A 25,200-nucleotide genomic window follows, 5' to 3' on the forward strand; every position below is an offset into this window, starting at 1 on the left:
AACTTAATCAAAAAAACGAAAAGTTCCATTCTATTATTTTACAAACAAATTTCTTTGCAACCGCAAATTAAAAAGAACAAACCAACATGGAGCATTTTACCATCTTTCAAGACTTTTACCGCGTCATAGCCGAAATGACAGAAGAAGAAATCGTATCGGCCATCAGCAACGGCACATACCGGGAAACAGTGGAGGACGTGCGCCGAATCTTCGCGGAACAAGGCGAGAAAGCAGCAAACGAAAAGAAAATAGAACTACCGGAAATCACCTTTTCAGCCAACTACCGGGGAGGACGTTCAAACGCAACTCTCGTCAAGTATCTGGGATACATCGTGGTAGACATCGACCATCAGACACAGGAAGCATTGGCACGCATCCTCGCACTGGCAAAAAAGTGTGCCCACACCCGCATCGCTTTCATCAGTCCCAAAGGAATGGGACTGAAAATCGTGGTACGTGTATGCCGGACGGACGGGACATTGCCCGAAACGATTCAGGAAATTGAAGATTTCCATCATGCCGCTTATCACAAAATCGCTTCCTTTTATGCCCAGCTCTGCGGAGTTGAGGTCGACACTTCCGGACAGGATGTCAGCCGCACTTGCCTGTTCTCTTACGATCCGGATATTTATTTCAATCCCGATGCCACAGCTGTCATCGTGGAACAGCCACCGATGTTCTTCAAGTCTCAAAAGAAGAAAAGGGCATCCGGCAAAAAGAAAAAGACGACAGCACCAGACAACAATCCCCTCACCGAACAAGTGGCACTCAACTACCATTCCTCGCACGCTTCCTTAATGGTGACTCTGAACTATTATCACAATAAATCCGAAAAGTACGTCACCGGCAACCGGAACAACTACCTGCATTGCCTGGCTTGTATGTACAATCGCTACGGTGTCCCCCAGGAAGAGGCGGCAGCTTTTATCAAGAGCCAGTTCACCGATCTTCCCGCGGATGAAATGGACGCACTGATCGGGAGTGCTTACGGACACAATGAGGAATTCGACACCCGCAAGCTGAATAGTACGCAGAAGCGAATATTACAGATTGAGCAACATATCAAAGAAAATTACGATACACGCTACAACGAAGTGCTTCATATCATGGAATATCGCAGAAGGAAAACGGACACGGAGCAACCGGAACCTTTCCATATTCTCGACGAAATGATGGAAAACAGCATTTGGATGGAGATGAACGAACTAGGCTATTCGTGCACCGTCAAAACAATTCAAAATCTGATCTACTCCGACTTCAGCAGCACTTACCATCCTATTCGCGAATATTTAGACTCGCTGCCTGAATGGGACGGAACGGATTATATCGGTATCCTTGCCAACAGCGTGCATACTAGTCACCAGAAATTTTGGGTAGAATGTCTGGAACGTTATCTGGTGGGAATGTGCGCTGCCGCCACACAAGACGATGTGGTGAACCACACTGTTTTGTTGCTTTGCAGCGAAATACAGAACATCGGAAAGACTACGTTTATCAACAACCTGCTGCCGCCCGAATTGCGCGCCTATCTTTCTACCGGTCTTATCAACCCGAACAACAAGGATGATCTGGCCAAAATAGCGCAGGCGATGCTTATCAATCTGGATGAGTTTGAAGGGATGAACGGACGGGAACTGAATATCTTCAAGGATTTGGTTACCCGCAAAGTAATCAGCATCCGCCTGCCATACGCGCGGCGTTCACAGAACTTCCCTCACACGGCTTCTTTTGCCGGCACATGCAATTACCAGGAAGTGCTTCACGACACCACAGGTAACCGCCGTTTTCTCTGCTTTCATGTCGACTCGATGGAGTTTATCAAAATAAACTACACGCAATTGTATGCACAAATCAAGTATCTACTCAACAAGCCGGGGTATCAGTATTGGTTCACCCAGTCGGAAAACTCACGGATTGAAGAGAACAACGAGGATTTCATTTTCCACTCACCGGAAGAAGAACTGGTGTTGACACATATCCGCAAACCGGAACGTTTCGAAAAGGTGCATTATCTGACGGTCACTGAAATTGCGGAATTGATTCGCGAACGGACGGGGTATCAATATTCTCACGGAACCAAAGCCCAACTAGGAAAAGTGATGTCCAAACACGGCTTCGAATTTCATAAGGGAAAAAACGGGAGAAGATACACTGTATTCATTATTGATACGGAACAGGTGAAATCAAACAGGCTATATGAATAAGATTTCATCTCCTTCGCACGCAAAAAGGTGAGGGTTGGTGAGGGTACTTTTGCAACTTTTCATTTTTATATTTCTTATTTCTATTCTTCTATTTTCTTCTAAAAAAAAATACGAATGTTAGAAATTTACCCTCACCTACCCTCACCTTTTCCTTTTTCTTCCTCAAAAAAACGGTGGGAAATTTGAAAAAGACAGTTATCTTTTTCAAATTTCCCACCATGTTTTTTTTAATCGCTTTTTATAAAGACATCGAAAATTCGATCCTACAACCTAACGCATTCATGATGCGATAGAAGGTAGAAACCTTAGGTTCTGTCTGACCACTTTCCACTCTTGAAATATAAGAACGGTCGGAACCGATACGCCGGGCTAATTCTGCTTGAGTAATCTTAGCCTTTTTCCTTGCGTCTTCGATAATTTGCCCGGTATAGAAAGCATACGCTTTTTCTTCTGCTTCCGCACGTTCGGGAGTACCTTCTGCTCCAAATTTCGCACCAAGAACAGCGTCATAATCTACTATTTGATGATTGTTTATCTGCATAATATTCCTCCTTTATTTTTAATGCTTTATCTATTTCACTACCCGGTGTTTTTTGCGACTTCTTTTGAAAGCCATTAAACAACACTACAATATTTCCATCATCAAATATGAAAAATACCCGGTATATATTACCATTATATTCTGTACGAAGTTCAAAAACTCCGTCCTGAACAAATTTTACAAATTTAGTGGAGAGTCTTTCTTGTGTTTTCAACAAGAGTAGTCCATACTGGATTTTATCTTGTTCCTTTTCGGTTAAAGTCTCCATGAAAGCCTCAACGTAACCTCCGTATGTACGGAGGTTACGTTGAGGCTTTCCATACTGCAAATATGCGAATTGTTGTTCAACTATACAACAATCGTCTTTTTATTTTATATTATTTTTCCTCAAATTCTCCAGCACGCTTTTTCTTCTCATAAGACACCAGCGTCTCTACACTAAGCGTTTTCCCATTCTTAGGGCTTATCACATCTACAACGCTTGCTAACGCACGAAAAGTCTGTTCGCAATTTGCTACTCCGTCATACGTCAACCTACCCAGATTGATGGCATCGAGCACAACAGAGACATATTGCTTCGGATTTCCCCGATACTCGATGATGACAGGCGTGAGATGCGACATCTCTCGAGTCAGTTGACTGACGATTCTTTTTTTTGGTCGAGCAGATCCATTAATTTTTCACTATGCACATTGATTTGTGCGGTTACTTCACGAAGTTCATCTTTCAATGAACACAATAATTCATCATTCAATGAATTTTCCATAAAACTTTCTATTTAATTGATTATAAAAAAGCCATTCCAGAAAGATAAGCAATCATTACTTACTTCCCGGAATGGTGTCTAATACCTCGAAAACAAAGACTTATATTCTAACCTAATGTACTCACTTTAATCCATTTCTTTTGATTTTGCATTCCATACCAGCAAAGCAAACAACACCGAAAGCAAAGCAGCACCAATCCAAAACCAATTGATATAGGTGAAGTCATAAACATCTACTCCATTCTGAACAGTCTTTTGCCCTTCTATCAGTATACCGCTCATCACGTCCTGCAATCCGGCACCGATGTAGCTGGCAATACCGACTACTCCCAATGCAGCACCCGAAGCATTACGGGGAGCAATATCCACTGCCATCAAACCACCCAGAAAACAGATCAAAACTCCGATACCTAAACCGAAAAGAACCATTGCCAACACGTCTATCCAAAAATGAGCTCCCGGAACTAAGAGAAACAAACAAAGAGCAAACACATTCATCAACCCGAAAATTAACGCAGGAACATTGCGACGTCCACCAAATAACTTATCGGAAATAACACCTGAAAACATAGTACCGATTATGCCACAGACCGGACAAATAGAAATGATAAAACTGGCATCCAATGTAGAGTAACCCTTTTGAGCTTCCAAATAAAAAACGCCCCAACTATTGATAGCATAACGACTGATATACATAAAAGCACTCGAAAGAGCCAGTATCCAAATGGCAGGCATCAGCAATACCTGACACTGTGCTTTATTAAAATCAGCCGTTTCTGTCTCACTCATTTCCTTTTTCTGTTTGGGAACATTCACCGAAGGAAATCCCATGCTTTCGGGAGTATCATGGAAGAACTTCCAGACGATCAACGCTCCTATCAATCCCACTATACCGGCTCCGAAGAAACCATACCGCCAGCCCAACACACTGACAATTGAGGCTATTATCAGAAAAGTCAACGCTTCGCCGATATTATGGCTCGCAGACCAAAAGCCATAGTATGAACCGCGCTCTTTGTCCGTGAACCAACGAGAAAGCCCTACTACACAAGAGGCTGCTCCCATAGATTGAAACCAGCCGCTAATCCCCCAAAGGATAGCGAACAGGATAAAAGAATTAGTAAAACCGAGACAGAGGTTAACCAAAGCAGTTATCAATAAACCGGTAGTCATAAAACGGTTGATATTACTACGGTCGGCAAGGAAACCGTTCGTGAATTTTCCGATGGCATAGGTGAAAAACAATACGGAACCTATGATGCCTAACTCTGTTTCCGAAAAAATGCCTTCATCTACAATAGGTTTCTTTACGACATTCAGGCTAAGACGGCACACATAATACATACCGTAACCAAAAGTCGCAGAAAGGAAAGTAGACCATTTCAGAAACTTCAGACGGCGAGCATCGGATGAAGACAAAGCTTCTCCGTTACAAGGTCTCGGCGAAGAGACCTTGTAAAAATTGATTAGTTGTTTCAACATGAAGAAAGTGCGTTTAGTCGTGAAGTTTCTTTTCGCGTAGATACTCTAATAATAGAGCTGGGCGGTCTGTTTGAATTAGCTTGGCTCCCTGGCCAATTATCCACCCCCAACTTTCATCCGGCTGATGAAGTTCTACTGCACGGTCGTCGTCATGCCCGCCACATAGTTCGGGCCAAAGCGTATTTATAAAAAGATTAGAGCCTGTATTACGTACTTTCTTTATCAAATTAAGAATCTCCGGACTGTCACTATCAAACACTAATTCATAAGCAGCAGGTTTCATATGTGTCTGATAACTATCAATGACAGCTTCCGCCCCGTCTTTATGAAGTTGTACAATAGGCATGAAGATTACCTTATCCAATACATCACCGTTTTCAGCCTTGACTTGTTCATAAGGAAGTCCGGCTTTAATAATACATTGCTGAACAGTTCCTGTTTCTTTCAAAACAGCATATACATCTTTGAAGTAATCATAGCCTTTATCAATATTAACAAGGATCTTACCTTTACATAATGACATTACTTCTTCCAATGTCGGTATCAAATGAGCTGTTTTATGCCCTGTACCACTTTTCAAACGGAACTGACGTAATTCTTCCAATGTATAGTCTGCCGGATAACCTTTTCCTGTTGTAGTACGATCAATTTTCTTGTCATGCATCAAAATCAGATGTCCATCCTTGGTTTTCTTCAGATCGATTTCAATTACATCTACCCCCATATCAATACAATTCTGGATAGCCTGCAGGGAGTTCTCCGGAGCATTACGCCAGTCAGCTCGATGAGAAACAACTAAAACTGAATTACTTGCAGGCTTCTGTAGATTCGCAATTATTTTATCCGAATGATTCTGTGCCTCTAACCCTCCTATTATCAGAAGGGTTAAAGCTATTAATATATTTATCTTTCTAAGCATATCTTTTTATTTTTGTAAAGCATTTCTTTTTGCATTCTGTCCGCGCTGTGCCCATGGTGAATTTGCAGGCCCTTCAATACCACAATCAATAGCTATCAATTTGCAGGCACCATTATCCTCATACGTGACATACACAATACCATAGTCAGCAATGACTGGTGACGACCAAATTTTAGAACCTAATTGTCTCTTATATTTCTCCGTACCATCAGCATTCAATATTATATAGTTACCGCCATCATCACAGATGTGAATATTTCCGTCACTGTCTATAGCCGGTGTTGTTCCTATTTCAGCGACAGAGGAATAACTCCATTTCTTTGCTCCTCCTTTAGTCAGGGCAACAACTTGGGCATTCGGATTCTTTGTACCCACATAGATGGTTCCGTCAGCACCGATAGCCGGTCCTCCCTGGTCAATCTTGCCCATAGTACCACTCGCCGGATATCTCCATAGCTCATTACCCTGGTTATCATAAGCAGCAACCACTCCCTCTGAAAATGCCACATATACATTTCCTTGCGCATCAATAGCGGGATATACAGCAGCAGCCGTATTTCCTTTCCCTAGATTAGGAGACAAGTTCACACCATCTTGCGTAGTACGGGCAAATCCGTTCGCTCCCGACAAGGCTGAATAGATAACTCCATTCTGTCCAACCGATATACCACCATTAGCACCACCATTGGGAGATTTGCGTCTCCAAAGTTGTCTGCCGGAACTACGGTCAACCATGTGTACAGAACCATCGGTCCCTCTATTTCCAATCAAGATATTGCCATCACGAGACAAAGCGGGAGAAATATAGGGAATATTAGTACCAATACCTAGTTCATATCTCCACTTTTGTGTTCCATCCGGATGAATAGCATACAGACTGCTGCTTATGTTTTTGTCTGTTGTACTCGCACCCATATAAATAGTTCCGTCCGCACCTACCATAGGAGACGAACCTTGATCTCCAGCTCCTCCGTCCTTACTTAAATCAAACATCCATTTTTGCTCTCCAGACGGCGAATAAGCAAAAAGGTGGAGTGCATTGGATGACACATATACATCCCCGTTGTCACCTACAGCAGGAGAGATAGACCGTAAAGAAGAGGATACCTCAAACGTCTTATCCCAAAGGACAGTTACTCCGGATATAGAAGTATCACGAACGTATAAAGTAGCTTGCTTTGTATTTGTAGCTCCACGATCATCAGTAGCTGTCAGCTTTACAGTTACAAATCCTGTTGTCGTGAAAGTTATTTCCGGGTCTTTTTCTTGAGAAGTCTGCCCATTGCCAAAATCCCACTCGTAAGAAACAATTTCTCCATCCTCATCCACAGACTTATCGGTAAATTGAACTTTCTCATTCACTTTACAAATGGCAGGGCTATAGCTGAAGTTTGTAACCGGAGGCATATTCGTCGGACGAATCACAACAGTATGGGATGCAGTTGCATATCCTCCGAATTCATCTGTCACGGTTAATTTAATAACATAGGTTCCAGCCCTCTTATACAAAACGGACGCATCTTTAGTAGTAGCCCTATTCCCTTCCCCCTCAAATCCAAAATGCCAGAAATACTCTACTATCTCTCCTTCCGTCTTTACTGATTCATCAGTCAGATAAACGATATCACCGACCGTATATTCTTCTTTATCTATAGAAAAAGAAGCCTCCGGGGAGGTTGTCTGCCGCACTTCATCGCCGTCCTTACATGCAAATAGACAAACGACTGTCACTATCAGGAATATATATTTCTTCATAATCATTCTATTCATTATTTAAGATTAAAACCAATTATCTTTTACCTCTCTGTTTCAGATAGGCATCCAGCAACTGGGGATGGTCTGTCTGTATCAAATTAATCCCCTTCGACAAAATCAAGTCCACTCCTGTATAGTTTCCTTGTGTCATCTGTGTATCATAGGTATAACCATTCATATCTAACATATTAGTCGAGACAAACAGCCCTTTTGAAGATATGGCTGTCGAGAGCCCGCCATTTAATGTTTTCGACAAAGATATCTGGGCAAACATCACTCCTGGTTGCTGTGAAAGGAAATCTGCATGCTCCTCGTTTTCACACTGCGGATAAGGTATAGGAGCCGGCGAATAATCCAAAATATTCTGCAAGACATCCCGATTATTAGATGTATAAAAGAACACACGGTCTAACATCCCACAGCTTTTCACAACATCATACAGTTCTTTAGGAGACACTTTATTCAAGAAGTCCAAATCAAAAAAGATCTTTCCCCGCCCTGCAACCAATGCGTCATACAAAGAGGGGACCGTGTGATTGGTTACTGTGCCGTCTGCCAGCTTCAGACGATAAGACTGGAGCTGCTCATAAGTCAAATCTTTCACTTTCCCCTTCCCTGTAGTTGTCCTGTCTATGGTTTCATCATGCATCAACACAATTACTCCATCCTTTGTCATGCGAGGATCTACTTCTACAATATCTACAGCTCCCCCTAATTCTATACAACTTTCAATTCCAGCTATCGAATTTTCGGGAATATTCGGGTTGGAAGAATTGCCACGATGCCCCATTATCCAAACTTTTGCAGGGTCAAAGTGTTGCAAAGCATAACGTAAACTCTTGCCGGATACTTGTAATTTCTGCAGAGCCGCCGCTACATTGCCAGTCTTATCTGTCACCCTAACCGAAATATTATAACTTCCTTCTTTCGTAAACGTATATTCCAATTCAGGTTCTTCACCCAATGTCTGCCCTTCCATCGTCCAAACCACAGATTGGATGTCTTGCCCATCATTAAGAGCTACCTTCAGAACAACTTTCTCTTCTAATGCCGGATAGGCATTACTTGCCATAACTCTAGCAGTAATCGTTCCACTCCCCTGTTCTTCAATCGTACTATCATCCCCACAAGCAAATAAAACGACTGCTAATACTGATATATAAATGATATTTGAGATTTTTCTTATCATACTATTTTATTTTTAGTTATATCCTTCATTTTGATACATTCTTGTCGGATCCAGTTTATGTTCATCATACGGGATAGGCAACAAAAAATCTTTCGCAGAGAAATTTGGATTCTTCGCTTTCATGTGCTCCAACAGTTCCTGACGAGAATAAAGACGTAACAAATCATACCAATACTGTCCTTCAAAAGCAAACTCGACTCTTCTCTCACGAAGGATCGCATCGCGCAAACTACTGCCGGAATAATCATCCAGACCAGCACGTTCGCGTACCATGTTCAAATAGCTTACCGCATCATTCTCGCTCAAATGCATTTTCACTTCTGCCAACATTAATGCGACATCGGCATAACGAAGCACAATCCAGTTATTCGCCCCATAGCCATTTATGTCATCGAGATCTGTGTACTTCTTCACATAATTAACGTTCTGTGACGTACCGCACGAGATAGCCTTACGCGTATCTCCCGATTCATAGGCACTCATCATATCAGACGTCGGTATATTATTCCCCGTCCCCGTTTTCTGCGAAGTAAGCCCCGTCTGGGAAGTGGGTTGAAATATATAGGCGTAATTTGAGGCTAAACTGGAGTTGCCTCCTTTATACATCACCTGAAAAATATTCTCTTGACAGAATGTTTGAGCTTCCTTATCAAAAACATCAGCATAAGGGATATCTTTCAGGCTTGTAAAAGGTTTCATGTTCCATGCTGCAACTAAATTTGTTTTCGCAGATTGCAGATTTGAAGTTCTTTCCGACTGAAAATCAGAATCAGCAGCCATTGTCAAGTAAACTTTGCCCAATAAAGCATACGCAGCAGCTTTTGAAGCACGGTCTACCCCATTACCCGTTTGAATATCCGGCAATTCACTATTAATAACCTGTGTCAAATCGGAAATAATCAAATTATAGACTTCGCTCTTTGGCTGGCGGGCAGTATATTTCTGAATTTCATCTTTCGTCTTTAGTTCTTTGGTTACGATAGGGACATCTCCAAACTGCATTACAAGATGAAAATAAGTCAATCCACGCAAGAAATACATTTCCGCCTTTTTCTGGTTTTTCACAACTTCATCCTTAAAAGGAATATCATCTATCTGATCCAATATTATATTAGCTCTTGTCACGCATTTATACAAATCTGCCCAATGAGTTTTCACTTGTGCATTATCTGTTGTCAATGTATAGTTATAAAATTGATAATTAACCCCATTTCCTGCTCCCGGATCCTGCAACGTGGTGTTTTCCGAACGAACATCTGTGTATAAATACATATTCTTATAATACCCGTTTCCTCTCAAAGCTGCATACGCACCATTCGCAGCCATTGCAATATCATCTTCGGTCTGATAGAAAGTACTGGCCGGAATCTTATTTGGATTGGTTTCTTCCAGAAAACTCGTACAACTACTGCAAAACAATAGCGAACTTACTGCGATAAATACTATGTATTTTTTCATAATCTGATTCTTTATTTATTTAAAAAGTTATTTTTGCTCCTATACTATAAGTACGTGCCAAAGGATAAACCCCCCAATCAAAACCGGGTAACAGGTTATTACCTTTATAATCCACTTCAGGATTATATCCTTCATAATCGGTCAATGTGAATAAATTGTCAACACTGACATATAGCCTCAACGCCTGAACGCTCACTTTCTGCATCCACTTCACCGGAAAATTATACCCCAATGTGATATTTGCACAACGGAAATAGGAAGCATCATCCACCATATAAGAACTAAGCCGCTGACTGGTATTAGGAGTGGAACTACGCGCTGCACGAAACACTCCGCCGGAACCCGGATTTTCGTCAGAATGCCAACGGTTCAAAACAGATGCCAACTGATTGCCGGAGCCTTCCATATTGTACAGATAATATTTCTGGAAGTTTATTACTTCAGCTCCTTGAGAACCGGTAAATGTCGCTCTCAAATCAAAGTTCTTATAAGAGAAATCGGTACTGATACCGTATGTAAAATCCGGGTAAGCATTGCCTAGAATTTCACGGTCGTTTTCTGTAATCAAACCATTCTTATCAACATCCCGCCATTTCACATCTCCCGGATGTATGTTATTATAATTAGGAACTGCCGGTCCTATCAACTGATATCCGTCAGGAAATTTGCCATTAACCAGATTGCTTTTATCAATCATTATATTGGTGTAATCCTTCTCGGAAATAATACCATCAGCAATGTAGCCATAGAAAGAGCCGATAGGAAGCCCGGAACGGGTCACATGGCTTACCACATTGCGCTCACTAACTAAATACAAATCATTAATACCACCCAAATCGACAACTTTATTTCGATTTACTGATATATTAGCACTTACATTCCATTTAAAATCTCCTGTCAAAATACGCCCGTCTATTTGGAAATCAACTCCGCTATTACGTACTTTTGCATTTTTCAAGTTTGTTTTTACACTGGAAGAGCCCGATATGGATGATATAGGCTGGTCGTACAACAAATCATACGAAAGACTATTATAATAGTTACCTATCAAGTTGACACGACCATTGAATAATCCCAAATCAAACCCTACATTGTATTGGGATGTTTTTTCCCATCCGATAGCCGCATCTTTGAAAGTTCCTTGCCAATAGGCTGTTTCGACAGTATTACCATATACGTAACCACCTTGAGACATAGTAGCTGTATGCTCGTAGTTACCAATATTGTTGTTTCCACTCAATCCCCAACTGGCACGAAGTTTTAAGGATGAATTATTACCTAACAAATCCTGATAAAACTTTTCATTCGATATAGTCCAACCTAAAGAAATAGAAGGAAACCAACCCCAACGGTTTTCTTTTCCAAAACGTGAAGATCCGTCAGTTCTTACTGTACCCGTCACTACATAGCGATTATCGAATGAATAGTTTACACGTGCCAGATAAGACATCATTGTCCATGCAGCCTTTCGGGTATCGCTGCTATACAAGCCTATATCGGAAGCATTCGGACCATGCGCTGTCACTTCATGAATACGGTCGTCGGGAAAACCTGTTGCTTCAACGGCTACGCGGTCATAAGTTTTTTTCTGTAAGGTGTAGCCCACTAAAGCATTCAGGCGATGTTTCCCGAATTCACCATTATAATTTAACGTAAACTCTCCCAAACGGTCAATATCACGATTTGTTATGTCACGAGCTTTCACACGTGCCTGAACAGCATCCGAATTGGGCATATCACCATCTTGTCCTACAGTACGCGGACGATAGTAATTATAACGGGAAGTATAATATTGAGTTCCCAAATTGGCTTTAAACTGAAGCTGTTTCAATATATCATAAGTGATATTAGCATTGAAATTCATTCGGCTTGACTTGTTGCGGATATCAATTTCATGAGCAAGTGCCACGGGATTCTCGACCATCTGATAGCCATCAGCTTTCATCGCAATCTGATTTCCGACTGCATAAGTTCCATCCGAATTATATACAGGGAATTGAGGAAACATTAATAGAGCACTTTGTACGACACCATCATTTATATAACGACCGTCTGCTTGAACCTGTCGTTCCGAAACATCAACAAAAGAAAAGTTTACTCCAACTTTCAAGCGTTTCGTGACTTCTGCATCTACATTGGCACGAACATTCAAACGCTTATGTCCGGAAGGAGCTATAATTCCATCCTGATCCAGATAACCCAAACTAAAACGATATTTCAAGAAATCCTGTCCTCCTGTAACAGATAGATTATGACGATGCATCGGAGCATTCCCATAGATGGCGTCCTGCCAATCTGTATTGTAAGTAGGATCGACCGGTTTTCCGGTTGTGAAATCAAAAAACAAATCAGAAATGCCCACTTCATTCAAGTTAAAACCTTTTGAAGCTCTTATTGCATTATCATCCAATGGGTTCCATGATTTTCCAGCAGCTTCTGCTTTATCACGATAAGAATTATTACGGGCTTCAATCACCAAATCCCTGTATTGATAGGCATCCAGCAACTTAATCTTACGCTCTACTTGTTGCATACTAAACTGATAGTCATAATCAATACGGGCTTTTCCTGAATTCCCCCTCTTTGTGGTGATAAGTACCACGCCACTGGCACCGCGAGAACCATAAATGGCTGCCGAAGCTGCGTCTTTCAATACATCAATAGTTTCGATATCCTCGGGATTGATATATACATCTTCTGAAGCCGGATATCCATCAATCACATAGAGAGGTGTTGTACTAGCTGAAAGAGAGTTCGTTCCACGAACTTTAATCTTCACTCCTTCTCCCGGCGCACCACTTGTCTGCATCACCTGTACACCAGCGACTTTACCTACTAAAGCTTGTCCGGCAGTTGCTGCTGAAAGAGATAATTCACTAGCCTTAACACTTGCCAAAGAACCTGTAAAATCACTCTTACGCATAGGAGTATAGCCAACGACTACGACTTCTTCAATCATCTTACTATCTTCCTGCAGAACAACTTTCGCCATATTTTTATCGGTAGCACGAAGTTGAACGGGTTTATATCCGATGTAGGAAACTGTTAGTTGAGATGTTTCAGAGACATCATTGATGGAAAAATTACCATCTAAATCGGTTATTGTTCCATTAGATGTACCCTTGACCACAACACTAGCACCGATAATAGGCTCTCCATTCGAATCAACTACGGTTCCCGAAACCTTTATATTACGCTGCTTTTCTTGTGGTTTACGAATCAATACAATGACATTCTCTTGCTCTTTCTTGTAGGTTAACTCCATTTTACCCAAAAGTTGTTGCATGGTTTGTTCAATCGTTGCATCTTTCACATTTAACGAAACTTTTTGGTTTAACTCCGGAAGGCTCTCATTGTAGAAGAATTTGTAATTGCTTACTTGCTCGATTTTCTTTAAAGAGGCTCTCAAAGAGATGTCTTTCACATTCACCGTTATTTGAGAATAAGCGGTAAAAGAGACGCTTAAAAACAATAGCAGACAAATAGCCCGCAGTGTTTTCCAGTTCTTACTTCTCCCCACGTTTGTTTGAGGGAGTTTTTCAAAGGTTGTTTTGTGCTTCATATATCAAAACTTTTAAGTTGTTTGATAGGTATACAGACTACTATACTCACTCGTCCAATCGCCTATCAGACTTTAACTCTCGTTAACTTATTCAATTCAGAGAACAAAAAAGCCATTCCTAAGTAGTGGGCTTCGGAATGGCTCTATTCATTATTTTTTCTACAATTTCTCTTTCAAAACTATCACCGAACCGTCCATTTCATAAAAGAAAGGTGAAGTTAGCATCAGAATATTCAGCGCATTCTGTATGCCGCCTCCCGAAATGGTTCCGGTGAAATATTCATTAGGTAGTTTATTGGAGTCGAAACGAATCTCTACGTCATAGATGCGTGAAAGGGTTTTCATTATATTTTCCAAAGATTCTTTCTCAAAGTACATATTTCCTTTCGTCCATTCAATATAATCATTCGGATGCACTTGAGTGGCTGTTATCTTATGAGTGGCTTTATTATATTCTATTTTGTCGCCGGGCTTCATGATATGCGATATTTTCTGCGCATAGACCCCTACTTTTCCTTCCAAAAGAACGACTGTCACGTCTTTGGCATCTTCATAGGCAGATACATTAAAAGAAGTACCGAGCACTTTCACTTCCAAATCACCGATTTGCACAATGAAGGCGTGTTTCTCATCATGGGCTACTTTAAAATAGGCTTCACCATTTAGTTGCACACGACGCACATTTTCTCCGAAGTTATTCAGGTAACTTAATTGGGAAGCTGAATTGAGAACAACATTTGTTCCGTCCGGCAATTCGATGGTTGCTTTATCTCCCTTGCCCGCTTTCACAATAAAGGGTGTTTCTGCCGTTGGAGAAGAATCTAAAAGATAGTAAGTGAAGAAAGCGACACAGACAGGTAATAAAATGGCAGCAACCCATTTCCAAGGGATGATACGGAGGGGGCGCACTTCCTTGCCCAAAGTCTCTTCTTTGATCCGGGCAAAAAGTTTATCACGCAACACTGGGTTCATGGAGGAATCCGATCTCTCAAACTCTTGTTCCCACCAGTCATGCAACTGACGGTCATTCTTTATCCAGTCTGACAGTTCTTTTATCTCGACATCCGTGATCGTTTCTTCGAAATATTTTTCAATTAGCTCTTTATAATGTGTCTTATCCATCTTTCCACTTATTTACAAGTATACATTTTCATCCTACTTCCCATCCAAAAACAAGTATTACTATTACATTTCATTAACAAAAAAGGCCAACAAAAGGGTAATTACCTTATCATAATGCTTCATCAACTGTTCACGCATAAATTTCACAGCCAAAGATAATTGGGTAGCAACCGTACTTTCGGAAATTCCCATGATTTCGGCTATTTCTTTATTTGTGTAATTCTGCCTTTTGCTCAAAATGAATATTTTCTTCCGTTGCGCAGGCAGTTCTTCGGCAAGAGAATCGATATACTCATTCAAAAAGCGCAGATCAATATTCTCTTCTGTCTGTGAATCACGGTCTACGCTACTTTTCATGAGATATTCATTGTAAACATACTCTACGGTCTGACGCTGATACATATTCATCAATAAGTTTTTGGCAATCGTACAGAGAAAAGAGATAAACGAGGAAGCCGGGTCTACTTTTTCATGCACTTCCCATATACGAATGAAAGTGGCTTGCACCACTTCTTCGGCCATATATTGATTGCCGGAAGAGAGTCGCATAATGAAATTGTACAGTTTGCCACTATACATATTATACAATCTTTCGAATGCCTGAAAGGAACCGCCTTTTAAGTCGATTAATAAATGTTTTTCATCTGTAGAATCTACCATATCTTAGAATTTTGCAACAAAGGTATGCAGCCATAGGTCATAAACAGGTGACAATATTATTAATATTTTCTCAATTATCCGACTTTTCTGAAGAAAAAGATAGTAAATAGCAAATAGTAACGCCATCCGGTCAGGATAATGACGCTATCCAATCAGGATAGTGACGGTATCCGAACCGGATGGCGTTACTATATTTAGTGAGGTAGTTCGTACTAATAAGTCAGACGAACACCTGCTTGTATGTTGAAGTTAAACGGATTCTCTTTACGTATAGTCTGTATATCGGAGCCATCATTGAAATAATAAGCAACACCCGGTTCCACGTAAATACCCAAACGTTTCGTTGCATTGATCTGCGCACCTACACCACCGGATACCGAGAACTGCAAAGGCTTCACTGTTTCTTTTTCAGATCCTAGCTTTCCATAAACACATTTCTCAACCATACCTCCACCGGAAACATAAAGAGTGACGAGTTTCTTATCCAGGAAGTTCCAGTTGGCACGCAACGGAATACCGATATAATGCAGTTTCTGCTCTATCTGTTGTTCTTCACCTGCCAGTTTTGCATCCGAAGAAAGCAGCGTATAAGTCAGTCCTGTCTCAAGAGAGAATCCTTTAGCTAAACCTTTACGAACGGACAATCCGAAAGAAATAGGCTGATGATGTTTAATGTCAACCACCTGTTTTGCCTGACGCAGGTAAGGTACTCCATCTTCGAAAACCAATGTTTGGTCATTAGGAATCGTCTCCATCAGACCGTTGGAAACTGAAAGCATACTCACACGTGACATATAAGCATGAGATCCGGCACCTACTTCTGTTGAAGCACCTCCTGAATTTCCTACCGAAAGTCCCATTGACCATGTTCCCTTTTGAGAAGATCTTTTTTCTGTCGGAATATGAAGTTTGTCTTTACCGGAAGGACGACGCGGTCTGTTATTCGATCGCTCTGTATCCTGTGACTGTCCCTGACTGACATCTGTATTTTCTGCCTGCTTCGGTTCACCTTTTACATTTTCAGTTTCTCCATTTCCTTTTACATTCTTATCTTCCTCACTCAAAGAGTCTTCTCCATTTCCTGTTGAAAGTTTATTTTCATTACCGATCCCTAATGGATCTACACCTGTTTTCTGCTCCGTATGATTCCTGTCGACTTTCGCCAAACGATCTTCGCAAGTTACCGGCCGTAAGACAGGTTCCACAACAGTTCCCTGTACATCCGGCTGTTGCACGCCCGGCAACGCATCAGGTGTAGACGCCAATACCGGAGTCTTTATATGACGTATTTCATCCGCAGCGGGTGTCCCTAGAAAATACAGACTTACTGACGAAACGACAGCCAACAATATAACAGCCGCAGCAGCCATCATCCATTTTCGATAAGGATATATTTTCTTCTCCACAGGAGGCATAAGCTCTTTCTCCAGTCGTTCCCAACCGGAAGCAGGCGTCGGCTCGGAATAATCCGCGAGCTTCTCCTTCAACTTATTCATCCACAATTCTTTCTCTTCCATTTCTATCTATCCATTATGCATTATCCATTCTTTTACTCTTTTTGCCAATACACTCTTCGCACGAAATAATTGCGAAGCCGAAGATTTCTCATTAATACCTAATACCTGTGCGATTTCTTTATGCGATTTGTCTTCGAATGTATAAAGGTTAAACACTGTACGATATCCGGCAGGTAGTTCTTCTATAAACTGCATCAACACTTTCTGTGGAATGGCTTCTACATCAGAAGCATCCGGCTCTTCATATTCTTCGGGCAACTCTTCCAAAGGTGTCGACTGATTAATCACATCATTTTTCCGAAGATACTGTAAAGCTGTGTTGACCATCACCCGTTCCATCCAGGCTCGCAAAGAGCCTTCACCCCTCCAGGTGAACTTATCGAACGAATCGAATATCTTTAAAAAACCGTCGTGAAGCAGATCCTGGGCTGTATCCCGGTCGCCGGTATAGCGTAGACAGATGCCAAGCATACGCCCCGCATACTGTTCATACAGTTCCTTGCGGGCCCGGTTATTACCCAGCCTACATTGTTCCGACAACTCTATTTCTTCCATTCTCTTATACACGTGTTTACCTTATAAATGCAGCAAAGATAGAAATACTGCATAGAGAGAACAACTCTTTTATCACTTTTGTTTCTTTAACAGATCCGAATGCAATATTTTCTATCCTCTTGCATTTTCACTACAGAAAACATAAATATTATAAAATCTAAAACCTAGTAAGTATATGAAGAAATTTAAATTCATTGCCTTTATCTTTGCTATTATGACTACCATGCCGATTCTCCAGTCATGCTTGGACGACGATGATAATTCGTCCGATCTTCTGGCTATCAGCACCATCAATATGATTAGCCAGGATAGCAAGGAATTTTATTTCACTTTGGATGACGGGAAAAAGATGTATCCCAGCAACTCACAAGGATGGAACAATGAAGATTGGGTGGAGGGACAAAGAGCTTTTGTGATATTCAACGAGTTGGAAGAGCCTGTGAATGGATACGACCTTAATATTCAGGTGAAAGGTATCAATCCAATCTTAACCAAAGACATCGTCACAATGGGTGAAGATGACAACGACGAAGAGAAAATCGGAGATGATAAGATCAACACGACTTATATGTGGATCAATAAGGATAATAAATATCTGACGATTGAATTCCAATATTACGGAACACATAGTGAAGATAAAAAACATTTCCTGAATCTGGTGATTAATGACAAAGAAGAGACTGCTCCCACTGCTGACGAAGGCAATGCGGAGGACGAATATATCAATCTGGAATTCCGTCATAACAGTGAAGGAGATGATCCTCAACGTTTGGGTGAAGGATATGTGTCTTTCAAACTGGATAAGATTAAAGACCGGATGGAGGGGAAAAAGGGACTAAGAATTCGTGTCAACACCATTTATGGCGGGCCGAAAACTTATGAAGTGAAATTTCCTTAGACGACTAATCTAATGTGAACATGCGAAACACACTCTTTTTTAATATAATATATTAATTACGCAAAAGAGGGCGGTAGTTGTGAAACTGCCGCCCTCTTACTTTCTTCTTTATATTTTATATTCTTTCTTCTAAAAGAGTTATTTCTTATCTCCTAAATAATTCCAGACTACTGCACTCAATGCAGCTCCTACAAATGGAGCAATGATGAATAACCACAACTGTGACAATGCTTCTCCTCCTTGGAATAATGCCGGAGCAATACTACGTGCCGGGTTCACAGAAGTCCCTGTGATAGGAATACATACAATATGTACTAACACAAGAGTCAAACCGATGGCAAGTCCTGCCAGATTACCTGCTCCCTTCTTCGAATCGGTAGAGCCGAGCACTACCAATACAAAAATGAAAGTAAATACTGCTTCCGCAATAAATGCCTGCAACATTTCTCCATCACCAAAACCATTCGAACCTGTCGCTGTAGGCCCGTCATGAGCACCGGTAGTAACTAAAGCAAAAAGAATAGCCGAACCGATAATAGCTCCGATTACCTGGAAAATCATATACATACCTGCATCTTTTCCATTCATACGACCAGTCAAAAACACTCCTAATGTAATAGCAGGATTAATGTGACATCCCGAAATACCTCCGATAGCATACGCCATCGCTACTACGGATAAACCAAAGGCTAAAGCTACGCCGATTGTTCCCACACCAGCACCTACTGTATCAGCCAAACCACCAGCAAAGACGGCGCTACCACATCCCATAAGAACGAGCACCATCGTTCCAATCATTTCTGCAATGTACTTTTTCATAGTAATTAATATTGTTTTTGTTTACTTTCCAAAAATAAGCAATTCAGACTAGAAATCAAAACATATCCGTATTATTATAACGCAACTTTGCTACATTTTTTACAGAAAGAGATTGTTCTCGATGGAAAAAGGGATTCCCTAATGTGCTATAACAAACATTGTATGGACTGTAAAGAAAGCATTTCCTTGGGAACCGCCGCCTTTATTTCCTCTTTCAGGACGCATAAGAGACTGTGGCGAATAAAATCTTTATTTGTTACCAGTACCACTTGCCGTGTAGGTCGGGGAATGGCAAACGGACGTACCAACTGCCGCTGTTCTTCCGTCAATTGCATCACTGCCAATTCGGGAATAAAAGTGATTCCTTTTCCACTTTCTACCATTCGCATAAAGGTTTCCATACTTCCCAAACGATAGGCCATCTGATTAACCTTCACAGCCTCCATCTGACAGAAACGGACGAGTTGATCGCGAAAGCAGTGTCCTTCGTCCAAAAGCCAAAGATGTTCGCCTGTTATATCAGAAGTACGGATCATATCATGCTTGAAAGAGGATTCTTTTCGTGACACATAAGCGTAAAATTGCTCATAGAAAAGAGTTTCTTCTGTCAAGAACGTATCTTCCAGTTTGCTGGCAATAATTCCCGCATCCAAATCTCCGGCATGCAAAGCCTGCTGAATATCCTGTGTCTTCATTTCCGTGACACGAATATCCAGTTCGGGATATTTTTCCATTAGTTGAGGAAAAAAGCGAGGAAGCAGATAGGGAGCGATAGTAGGTAATACCCCCAAGCGGAATACGCCTGACAATGACTGTTTATCTTCACTGATTATTTCTTTCACTTGAGCTGCCTGCGCCAGAATCACGCGAGCCTGGTCTATCACTTTCTGCCCGATGGGTGTCGGACAAACGGGTTGCACTGTCCTATCGAACAACTTTACTCCCAGTTCATCTTCCAGTTTCTGAATCATTGCACTCAAAGTAGGCTGCGTCACACGACAATATTCAGCTGCCCGTGCGAAATGCCTGAACTGGTCTACAGCCAGTATATACTCTAATTGTTGTATCGTCATCTATCAAATCTTATTAAGTTATAGATTTCATCTATGCAAAGATAGAAATTTTCAGTTTGACAGCAAGCATTTTACGCCTTATCTTTGCAGTACAGAAAAAAAGAGAACAAGTATAAATCATTAAAAATAGAAGAATATGAAAACTTTAGAATTTATCAAATTGAACGAATCGGGAGCAAACAACGTAGTAGCATCTTTGCAACAACTATTAGCAGACTTCCAAGTGTATTACACCAATCTTCGCGGTTTCCACTGGAATATCAAGGGACATAATTTCTTTGTACTCCACAGTCAATTCGAAAAGATGTATGATGACACGGCTGAAAAGGTGGATGAAATCGCAGAACGTATCTTGATGCTGGGTGGTACTCCTGCCAATAAATTCAGCGATTATCTAAAAGTAGCAAATGTGAATGAAGTGGATAAGGTAAGCAACGGAGACGAAGCATTGAATAATATCCTTCAGTCTATCAGCTATCTGATTGGTGAAGAACGTAAGATCTTATCTATCGCTTCTCAAGCCGGAGACGAAGTAACCGTTTCGATGATGAGCGATTATCTGAAAGAACAGGAAAAGTTGGTTTGGATGTTGGTGGCTTATAATAGCAAGTAATTAAGATAAAAGGTTTAGGTTAAAAAAAGGAGATGTGTCAAAATAATCACATCTCCTTCTTATTTCTATTCAAACTTACAAATAAACTAGAAGAATCAAGGACAAGGTACCTCAGTCATCCATTCTATATCGCCAGTTCCTTGTTTTACAGCAGTATGACCGTGCCCGGTATAATCCTTACACTCGTCACTCATGTCATCCAGTTTCCAGTATCCTTCCAACCCTTCACTGTCCACTTCTACAAAACAACGATGAAGCGGATTCTTCAACTCGGAAGCAGACAATGCCCTTGTCCAGAAACGTGCTTCGCTCACAGAGCCTTTCAAATAGAAACCGTTTTGCACTCCCGGTGCAGCTCCGATGTAGAACTTATCTGACAATGAAATCGGATTTGCATATTCAGCCTGTACAAACAAAATTCCATCAATATACAAAGACAAGGTATTATTTTCAAACACTCCGGCTACATGATACCAAGCATTCTTTTCGAGCGTATATCCCAACTTACCGGCATACACTGACCACCCTTTCGTTGCAAACATAAAGACAGGCACATCGCCTTCACCTCCCACACGGTCAGGAGTTCCGTCTACAAAAATCCATGTACCTTTCTCTGCATTCTCTCCAACAGGAAAACCTATAATACTCATCAGATTACCGCCATAATATTTAGGGAATTCCCATAAACTTACTCTTGTTTCGATAGTAAATGCACTCATATTCTGGAATCTGCTAACATCATTATCCTTAAAGTTTATCTTAAAATAATTCTGCCCGTTCAGTTTTGGAACGTTTACAAGTAATTTTCTGTTGACTATGACATACAAAACATCACTTCCCGGCAAACTTGGATAATCTTTATTTTTACTAACCAACTTTACAGGTAACAAAAAATTAACGCCTTTCTGTATGGCATTGATATCCTTTACCACCAATTTTACCGCTTCAGAACGATATTTTCCACTTTCTATCAATACGGAACTACTTGACAACACACAAGCACCTTCCGGTAGTGTCTTGTAAGATTCCCCATGATCACTATTATAACGTTCCACCAATGAATTGTCAATCATCAATTCACCTTCTATATTTGAATTCGCAACCAACGAACTGGAAATTGTTATTCCCAGTTCATCGTTATTGTTCGTTGCAGAAAAAGTCGTTATAGGAGTCTTTTCAGCAGCAGTGATATACACCGCTTCCACATCTATGCTTTCATTGCAGGACGTTCCTATAAACGCAAGACATGAAAGGCAAGCAACAGCCCATATATTTTTTGTGAATAAATTCTTCATTTCTTTATAACTTTATAATTGTTATTCTTCGACTTCATCCTCTTCTCCTTCAGATTCATCTTCCACTGTTTTACCAGCAGGATTCATAATCTGAATCGCCTGACGTGCATAATAGTAATTATTAGGTGGTACAGGCAGATTCAAATGGTTTCCTTCAGCATATCCGAACTGTAGTACATAAGCACCACAACCCGCTACATTATTCGGACTTTCCGCAGCATAATGCGCCATTCCCCATAAACTGGGGATGTATTCATTATTATACCGGTATCTCACTCCGCCTTGTCCAAACGCATTGCCAACCTGGCTCACCCATTCGCAAAAGATTCTCTTTTCATTTGGAAATCCTTTTCCATAGTCTTGAGATCCATCCTGACATCTTCCATTCAATGAAGATTCGGAACTGGCATTATATGCCTGACCGATAAAATAATCAAACCGATCTGCATATTCAGCGTCATTCCACTGTCCGTCAACAACTAGCAACTTATGTTTACCATTCACTTTATATTGCTCATCACACTTAGGACCCAGATATTTGCTCATCACATCAATAAAAGTACGCATCATTTCCGTGGTATAGCTATCCCCACCGAAACTAGGTTCGTAATCCAAATCAAACCCGTCCAATCCCCATGTATAAATAGAATCAACTAGATTTTCAGCGTATACTATCATCGAATCCAAGTCCTCTCTTCCTTCTCCAGTCGTAGCAAAATATTTATCCGGCCACATTGTCAACAATACTTTGGTACCTCTGTGCTCTTGAAGAAACTTCACATCTTCCCGATTCTGCTTATTATTCACATATCCCGTAAAGAATGAGACAATATCAAGACTGTCCGGGATACCTCTTAACCGGGTCTGCATGGAAGAGGTAGCAGGACTATAGTTCATCCATGCAAAGAAAATCTTATGTTTCGAGTTCTTGTAGGCAATCAACGCAGCCTCTTCTTCCGGCGTCAATTCCTTATATTTCATTTCCGGCAAAATAGTCGGTTCTGCTTCTATCCAATCGCTACATCCGATAATCTGGGTCACCATAAACAGGCAACACAGAAATTTTATTATCCGATCGTTTTTCATATCCATATAAAACTATTAAGATTATACACTATATTTTTAATTCTGATAAGGTTTATCATTTCTTTTATCCCACCAAAGTTTCGTTCCACCATTATCTGCACCACCGAGCAATTCAGAATTATTCACGGCTTCCTGATACAAATCGGGATAATCTTTCGACAAGTTGGTAGGATAAGGCAATCTTGCCACTTGTTTCTTAGAGTCAATAAGCCCGCCACTATTATTTCTGGCTACCCGAATCACTCTCGGACATCCCGTTCTTCTGAATTCGCTCCATGCTTCTTGTCCGTCAGGGAACAGAGCAATCCACTTTTGAGTAATGATTTTCTCCAACTTTTCATCAAAGCCAGTGGCGTCCGCCCAATTCACTGACACTTGTCCCGTACTACTGTCACTATAACTGGAGTTCTTCGGATCAACATAGCCTTTCGGCAAAGTAGTTCGTTTTATGTATGCACTCGCGTCTCCCGCTTTTGCTTGAGTAGCCCCCAAAGGTTGGGAGAAAGCAGTTGCAATTCCATTTTCATACAATGTTTCTGCATCGCCTCCCGCATTCCATCCACGCAAAGCAGCTTCCGCACGCAGAAAATAAACTTCTCCAGCATTCATAAACTGGATAGGCGTACTTGAAGAGACATTCAGATTAGAGAACACCTTATAGTCATTTCCATTGAACATACTACCACATCTGATTCCGTTATATTCTTTAAATCCGGAAACTTCCGATTTGGCAAACCAAATATCCAGACGAGGATCCTCATATCCTTTTAAGTAACTCTCCATGGTTGCTCCCAAACGACTGTCGTTATAAGTATAACAAATCATATACAAAGGATTGACTGTTGCAGAACCATCCACTTTTAACATGGCATTATCCTCATTATCTATAAACACGCCATCTCTTATCGCTTCTTCTGCTTTCTGTTGAGCCATCGTTTTATCCACATACACGATACGAAGAGCCAGACGCAACTTTAAAGAATTGGCAAACTTTACCCACTTTTCAAAATCACCGCCATAAATCTTATCATAACTCACCAATGGTTTGGCACCGGGATTATCTTTGATAAATTCTTTCAATATCCCGATTGCTTCATCCAATTCACTAAAGAACTGTTCATAAATGACTTGTTGTGAAGTGAACGGAACATTAGAAGCAGGTGCGAAATCCTTATAAGGGACCGGACCATACATATCCGTGATACGGTGCATACCGAATACTTTCAGAATCTGTCCCACCGCAAATGTGGAAGGATTGATATTTCTCTTGGTGTAAAGAGTATACCAAGGAGTCATATAATTTTGATAAGCCACTGTATATGCAGCCGCACACCAGTCGGGATACATGTCATACGTCGTATTATTCCTTCCGTTACTATCAAACATGTTGGAAGCTCCCTGATGTCCGGAAAAGATATCTCCGGCAAGGCTAAACATTTTCTGATAGTTATTGACATCTATATTCTGATCTTTTGTAATACATGGATACATCTGATATTGCATCTGCGTAATCATTGATCCCGTACCCAGGTTATCATACCCTAACTCTTCTTCCGTTACGGCATTGGGATCGGTATTTGTCTCCATGAAATCTCCCGTACAAGCTCCCAACATCCACAAAGAACAAGCAGAAACCAGAAGCAGACTTTTGCCGAAATATCTATTATTTAGTATCATTTTCATCTG

General features: G+C 40.9%; 22 protein-coding genes. 3 read left to right on the top strand and 19 right to left on the bottom strand.

Annotated features, from left to right (window positions below):
* Positions 1–86 precede the first annotated feature (86 nt).
* A complete protein-coding gene (locus BSCG_RS22700; RefSeq protein WP_008774976.1) occupies positions 87–2,204 on the top strand; it encodes a BT4734/BF3469 family protein in 2,118 nt (705 codons plus the stop codon).
* 238 nt (positions 2,205–2,442) lie between these two features.
* On the opposite strand, the gene BSCG_RS22695 is transcribed toward BSCG_RS22700, so the two are convergent.
* From BSCG_RS22695 to BSCG_RS22635, 14 genes are all read right to left on the bottom strand, one after another.
* Positions 2,443–2,745: a helix-turn-helix domain-containing protein gene (locus tag BSCG_RS22695; RefSeq protein WP_008774978.1), complete on the bottom strand. Its 303-nt coding sequence runs from the start codon at positions 2,743–2,745 to the stop codon at positions 2,443–2,445.
* The gene (locus BSCG_RS22690; protein ID WP_049703407.1) at positions 2,711–3,013 is read right to left on the bottom strand and encodes a type II toxin-antitoxin system RelE/ParE family toxin; all 303 of its coding nucleotides are present in this window, start codon (positions 3,011–3,013) and stop codon (positions 2,711–2,713) included. Before BSCG_RS22690 ends, BSCG_RS22695 begins: the two co-directional genes overlap by 35 nt.
* A 109-nt stretch (positions 3,014–3,122) precedes the next feature.
* Positions 3,123–3,368 (bottom strand): hypothetical protein, encoded by a 246-nt coding sequence (locus BSCG_RS22685; RefSeq protein WP_004315521.1) that lies wholly within the window; start codon positions 3,366–3,368, stop codon positions 3,123–3,125.
* Between the two features lie 8 nt (positions 3,369–3,376).
* A complete protein-coding gene (locus BSCG_RS30740) occupies positions 3,377–3,511 on the bottom strand; it encodes a hypothetical protein (RefSeq protein ID WP_004302294.1) in 135 nt (44 codons plus the stop codon).
* A 126-nt stretch (positions 3,512–3,637) separates the two neighbouring features.
* Entirely contained in the window at positions 3,638–4,993 is a 1,356-nt protein-coding gene (locus tag BSCG_RS22680; protein WP_008774980.1) for an MFS transporter, read from the bottom strand.
* Between the two features lie 13 nt (positions 4,994–5,006).
* Positions 5,007–5,912, bottom strand: coding sequence for a glycerophosphodiester phosphodiesterase family protein (locus tag BSCG_RS22675; protein WP_008774981.1), 906 nt, complete (start codon positions 5,910–5,912; stop codon positions 5,007–5,009).
* A 6-nt stretch (positions 5,913–5,918) separates the two neighbouring features.
* Positions 5,919–7,673: a PKD domain-containing protein gene (locus BSCG_RS22670; protein ID WP_308044024.1), complete on the bottom strand. Its 1,755-nt coding sequence runs from the start codon at positions 7,671–7,673 to the stop codon at positions 5,919–5,921.
* 28 nt (positions 7,674–7,701) lie between these two features.
* Positions 7,702–8,856: a glycerophosphodiester phosphodiesterase family protein gene (locus BSCG_RS22665; RefSeq protein ID WP_008774983.1), complete on the bottom strand. Its 1,155-nt coding sequence runs from the start codon at positions 8,854–8,856 to the stop codon at positions 7,702–7,704.
* A gap of 12 nt (positions 8,857–8,868) precedes the next feature.
* Positions 8,869–10,314 (bottom strand): RagB/SusD family nutrient uptake outer membrane protein, encoded by a 1,446-nt coding sequence (locus BSCG_RS22660; RefSeq protein WP_008774984.1) that lies wholly within the window; start codon positions 10,312–10,314, stop codon positions 8,869–8,871.
* Positions 10,315–10,333: 19 nt separating this feature from the next.
* Positions 10,334–13,876, bottom strand: coding sequence for a TonB-dependent receptor (locus BSCG_RS22655; RefSeq protein ID WP_004302288.1), 3,543 nt, complete (start codon positions 13,874–13,876; stop codon positions 10,334–10,336).
* A gap of 159 nt (positions 13,877–14,035) precedes the next feature.
* A complete protein-coding gene (locus BSCG_RS22650) occupies positions 14,036–14,998 on the bottom strand; it encodes a FecR family protein (RefSeq protein WP_008774985.1) in 963 nt (320 codons plus the stop codon).
* Between the two features lie 63 nt (positions 14,999–15,061).
* The gene (locus BSCG_RS22645) at positions 15,062–15,658 is read right to left on the bottom strand and encodes an RNA polymerase sigma-70 factor (RefSeq protein WP_004302285.1); all 597 of its coding nucleotides are present in this window, start codon (positions 15,656–15,658) and stop codon (positions 15,062–15,064) included.
* A gap of 212 nt (positions 15,659–15,870) precedes the next feature.
* The gene (locus BSCG_RS22640; RefSeq protein ID WP_032849319.1) at positions 15,871–17,175 is read right to left on the bottom strand and encodes an outer membrane beta-barrel protein; all 1,305 of its coding nucleotides are present in this window, start codon (positions 17,173–17,175) and stop codon (positions 15,871–15,873) included.
* A 6-nt stretch (positions 17,176–17,181) separates the two neighbouring features.
* Positions 17,182–17,730, bottom strand: coding sequence for an RNA polymerase sigma factor (locus BSCG_RS22635; RefSeq protein ID WP_008774987.1), 549 nt, complete (start codon positions 17,728–17,730; stop codon positions 17,182–17,184).
* A 175-nt stretch (positions 17,731–17,905) separates the two neighbouring features.
* On the opposite strand from BSCG_RS22635, the gene BSCG_RS22630 reads away from it, so the two are divergent.
* Positions 17,906–18,628 carry a NigD-like protein gene (locus BSCG_RS22630; RefSeq protein ID WP_004325420.1) on the top strand — a complete coding sequence of 241 codons (723 nt, stop codon included), beginning with the start codon at positions 17,906–17,908 and terminating at the stop codon, positions 18,626–18,628.
* Positions 18,629–18,766: 138 nt separating this feature from the next.
* On the opposite strand, the gene BSCG_RS22625 is transcribed toward BSCG_RS22630, so the two are convergent.
* Both BSCG_RS22625 and BSCG_RS22620 read right to left on the bottom strand, forming a co-directional pair.
* Positions 18,767–19,447, bottom strand: a complete 681-nt coding sequence (locus BSCG_RS22625; protein WP_008774988.1) for an MIP family channel protein — start codon at positions 19,445–19,447, stop codon at positions 18,767–18,769.
* Between the two features lie 146 nt (positions 19,448–19,593).
* Positions 19,594–20,520, bottom strand: coding sequence for a hydrogen peroxide-inducible genes activator (locus tag BSCG_RS22620; protein WP_004305816.1), 927 nt, complete (start codon positions 20,518–20,520; stop codon positions 19,594–19,596).
* A 136-nt stretch (positions 20,521–20,656) separates the two neighbouring features.
* Between BSCG_RS22620 and BSCG_RS22615 the strand changes: the two genes are divergently transcribed.
* Positions 20,657–21,133 (top strand): Dps family protein, encoded by a 477-nt coding sequence (locus tag BSCG_RS22615; RefSeq protein ID WP_004305814.1) that lies wholly within the window; start codon positions 20,657–20,659, stop codon positions 21,131–21,133.
* A gap of 95 nt (positions 21,134–21,228) precedes the next feature.
* Here the strand turns inward: BSCG_RS22615 and BSCG_RS22610 are convergent, their stop codons facing one another.
* The 3 genes from BSCG_RS22610 to BSCG_RS22600 are packed head-to-tail and all read right to left on the bottom strand — an operon-like array spanning position 21,229 to position 25,191.
* On the bottom strand, positions 21,229–22,428 hold the full coding sequence (locus BSCG_RS22610) for a DUF1735 and LamG domain-containing protein (protein ID WP_008774989.1): 1,200 nt from the start codon (positions 22,426–22,428) through the stop codon (positions 21,229–21,231).
* A 21-nt stretch (positions 22,429–22,449) separates the two neighbouring features.
* Positions 22,450–23,520, bottom strand: a complete 1,071-nt coding sequence (locus BSCG_RS22605; RefSeq protein WP_008774990.1) for a glycoside hydrolase family 18 — start codon at positions 23,518–23,520, stop codon at positions 22,450–22,452.
* Positions 23,521–23,550: 30 nt separating this feature from the next.
* Entirely contained in the window at positions 23,551–25,191 is a 1,641-nt protein-coding gene (locus BSCG_RS22600) for a SusD/RagB family nutrient-binding outer membrane lipoprotein (RefSeq protein ID WP_032849348.1), read from the bottom strand.
* Positions 25,192–25,200: the final 9 nt, after the last annotated feature.

The organism is Bacteroides sp. 2_2_4, from assembly GCF_000157055.1.
GTDB classification, from domain to species: Bacteria; Bacteroidota; Bacteroidia; order Bacteroidales; family Bacteroidaceae; genus Bacteroides; species Bacteroides ovatus.

What these genes read in the sequence shown, in the direction of transcription:
- BSCG_RS22700 (WP_008774976.1), top strand. Translation starts at nt 87, where the DNA reads ATGGAGCATTTTACCATCTTTCAAGACTTTTACCGCGTCATAGCCGAA.
- BSCG_RS22695 (WP_008774978.1), bottom strand. Translation starts at nt 2,745, where the DNA reads ATGCAGATAAACAATCATCAAATAGTAGATTATGACGCTGTTCTTGGT.
- BSCG_RS22690 (WP_049703407.1), bottom strand. Translation starts at nt 3,013, where the DNA reads ATGGAGACTTTAACCGAAAAGGAACAAGATAAAATCCAGTATGGACTA.
- BSCG_RS22685 (WP_004315521.1), bottom strand. Translation starts at nt 3,368, where the DNA reads ATGTCGCATCTCACGCCTGTCATCATCGAGTATCGGGGAAATCCGAAG.
- BSCG_RS30740 (WP_004302294.1), bottom strand. Translation starts at nt 3,511, where the DNA reads ATGGAAAATTCATTGAATGATGAATTATTGTGTTCATTGAAAGATGAA.
- BSCG_RS22680 (WP_008774980.1), bottom strand. Translation starts at nt 4,993, where the DNA reads ATGTTGAAACAACTAATCAATTTTTACAAGGTCTCTTCGCCGAGACCT.
- BSCG_RS22675 (WP_008774981.1), bottom strand. Translation starts at nt 5,912, where the DNA reads ATGCTTAGAAAGATAAATATATTAATAGCTTTAACCCTTCTGATAATA.
- BSCG_RS22670 (WP_308044024.1), bottom strand. Translation starts at nt 7,673, where the DNA reads ATGATTATGAAGAAATATATATTCCTGATAGTGACAGTCGTTTGTCTA.
- BSCG_RS22665 (WP_008774983.1), bottom strand. Translation starts at nt 8,856, where the DNA reads ATGATAAGAAAAATCTCAAATATCATTTATATATCAGTATTAGCAGTC.
- BSCG_RS22660 (WP_008774984.1), bottom strand. Translation starts at nt 10,314, where the DNA reads ATGAAAAAATACATAGTATTTATCGCAGTAAGTTCGCTATTGTTTTGC.
- BSCG_RS22655 (WP_004302288.1), bottom strand. Translation starts at nt 13,876, where the DNA reads ATGAAGCACAAAACAACCTTTGAAAAACTCCCTCAAACAAACGTGGGG.
- BSCG_RS22650 (WP_008774985.1), bottom strand. Translation starts at nt 14,998, where the DNA reads ATGGATAAGACACATTATAAAGAGCTAATTGAAAAATATTTCGAAGAA.
- BSCG_RS22645 (WP_004302285.1), bottom strand. Translation starts at nt 15,658, where the DNA reads ATGGTAGATTCTACAGATGAAAAACATTTATTAATCGACTTAAAAGGC.
- BSCG_RS22640 (WP_032849319.1), bottom strand. Translation starts at nt 17,175, where the DNA reads ATGGAAGAGAAAGAATTGTGGATGAATAAGTTGAAGGAGAAGCTCGCG.
- BSCG_RS22635 (WP_008774987.1), bottom strand. Translation starts at nt 17,730, where the DNA reads ATGGAAGAAATAGAGTTGTCGGAACAATGTAGGCTGGGTAATAACCGG.
- BSCG_RS22630 (WP_004325420.1), top strand. Translation starts at nt 17,906, where the DNA reads ATGAAGAAATTTAAATTCATTGCCTTTATCTTTGCTATTATGACTACC.
- BSCG_RS22625 (WP_008774988.1), bottom strand. Translation starts at nt 19,447, where the DNA reads ATGAAAAAGTACATTGCAGAAATGATTGGAACGATGGTGCTCGTTCTT.
- BSCG_RS22620 (WP_004305816.1), bottom strand. Translation starts at nt 20,520, where the DNA reads ATGACGATACAACAATTAGAGTATATACTGGCTGTAGACCAGTTCAGG.
- BSCG_RS22615 (WP_004305814.1), top strand. Translation starts at nt 20,657, where the DNA reads ATGAAAACTTTAGAATTTATCAAATTGAACGAATCGGGAGCAAACAAC.
- BSCG_RS22610 (WP_008774989.1), bottom strand. Translation starts at nt 22,428, where the DNA reads ATGAAGAATTTATTCACAAAAAATATATGGGCTGTTGCTTGCCTTTCA.
- BSCG_RS22605 (WP_008774990.1), bottom strand. Translation starts at nt 23,520, where the DNA reads ATGGATATGAAAAACGATCGGATAATAAAATTTCTGTGTTGCCTGTTT.
- BSCG_RS22600 (WP_032849348.1), bottom strand. Translation starts at nt 25,191, where the DNA reads ATGATACTAAATAATAGATATTTCGGCAAAAGTCTGCTTCTGGTTTCT.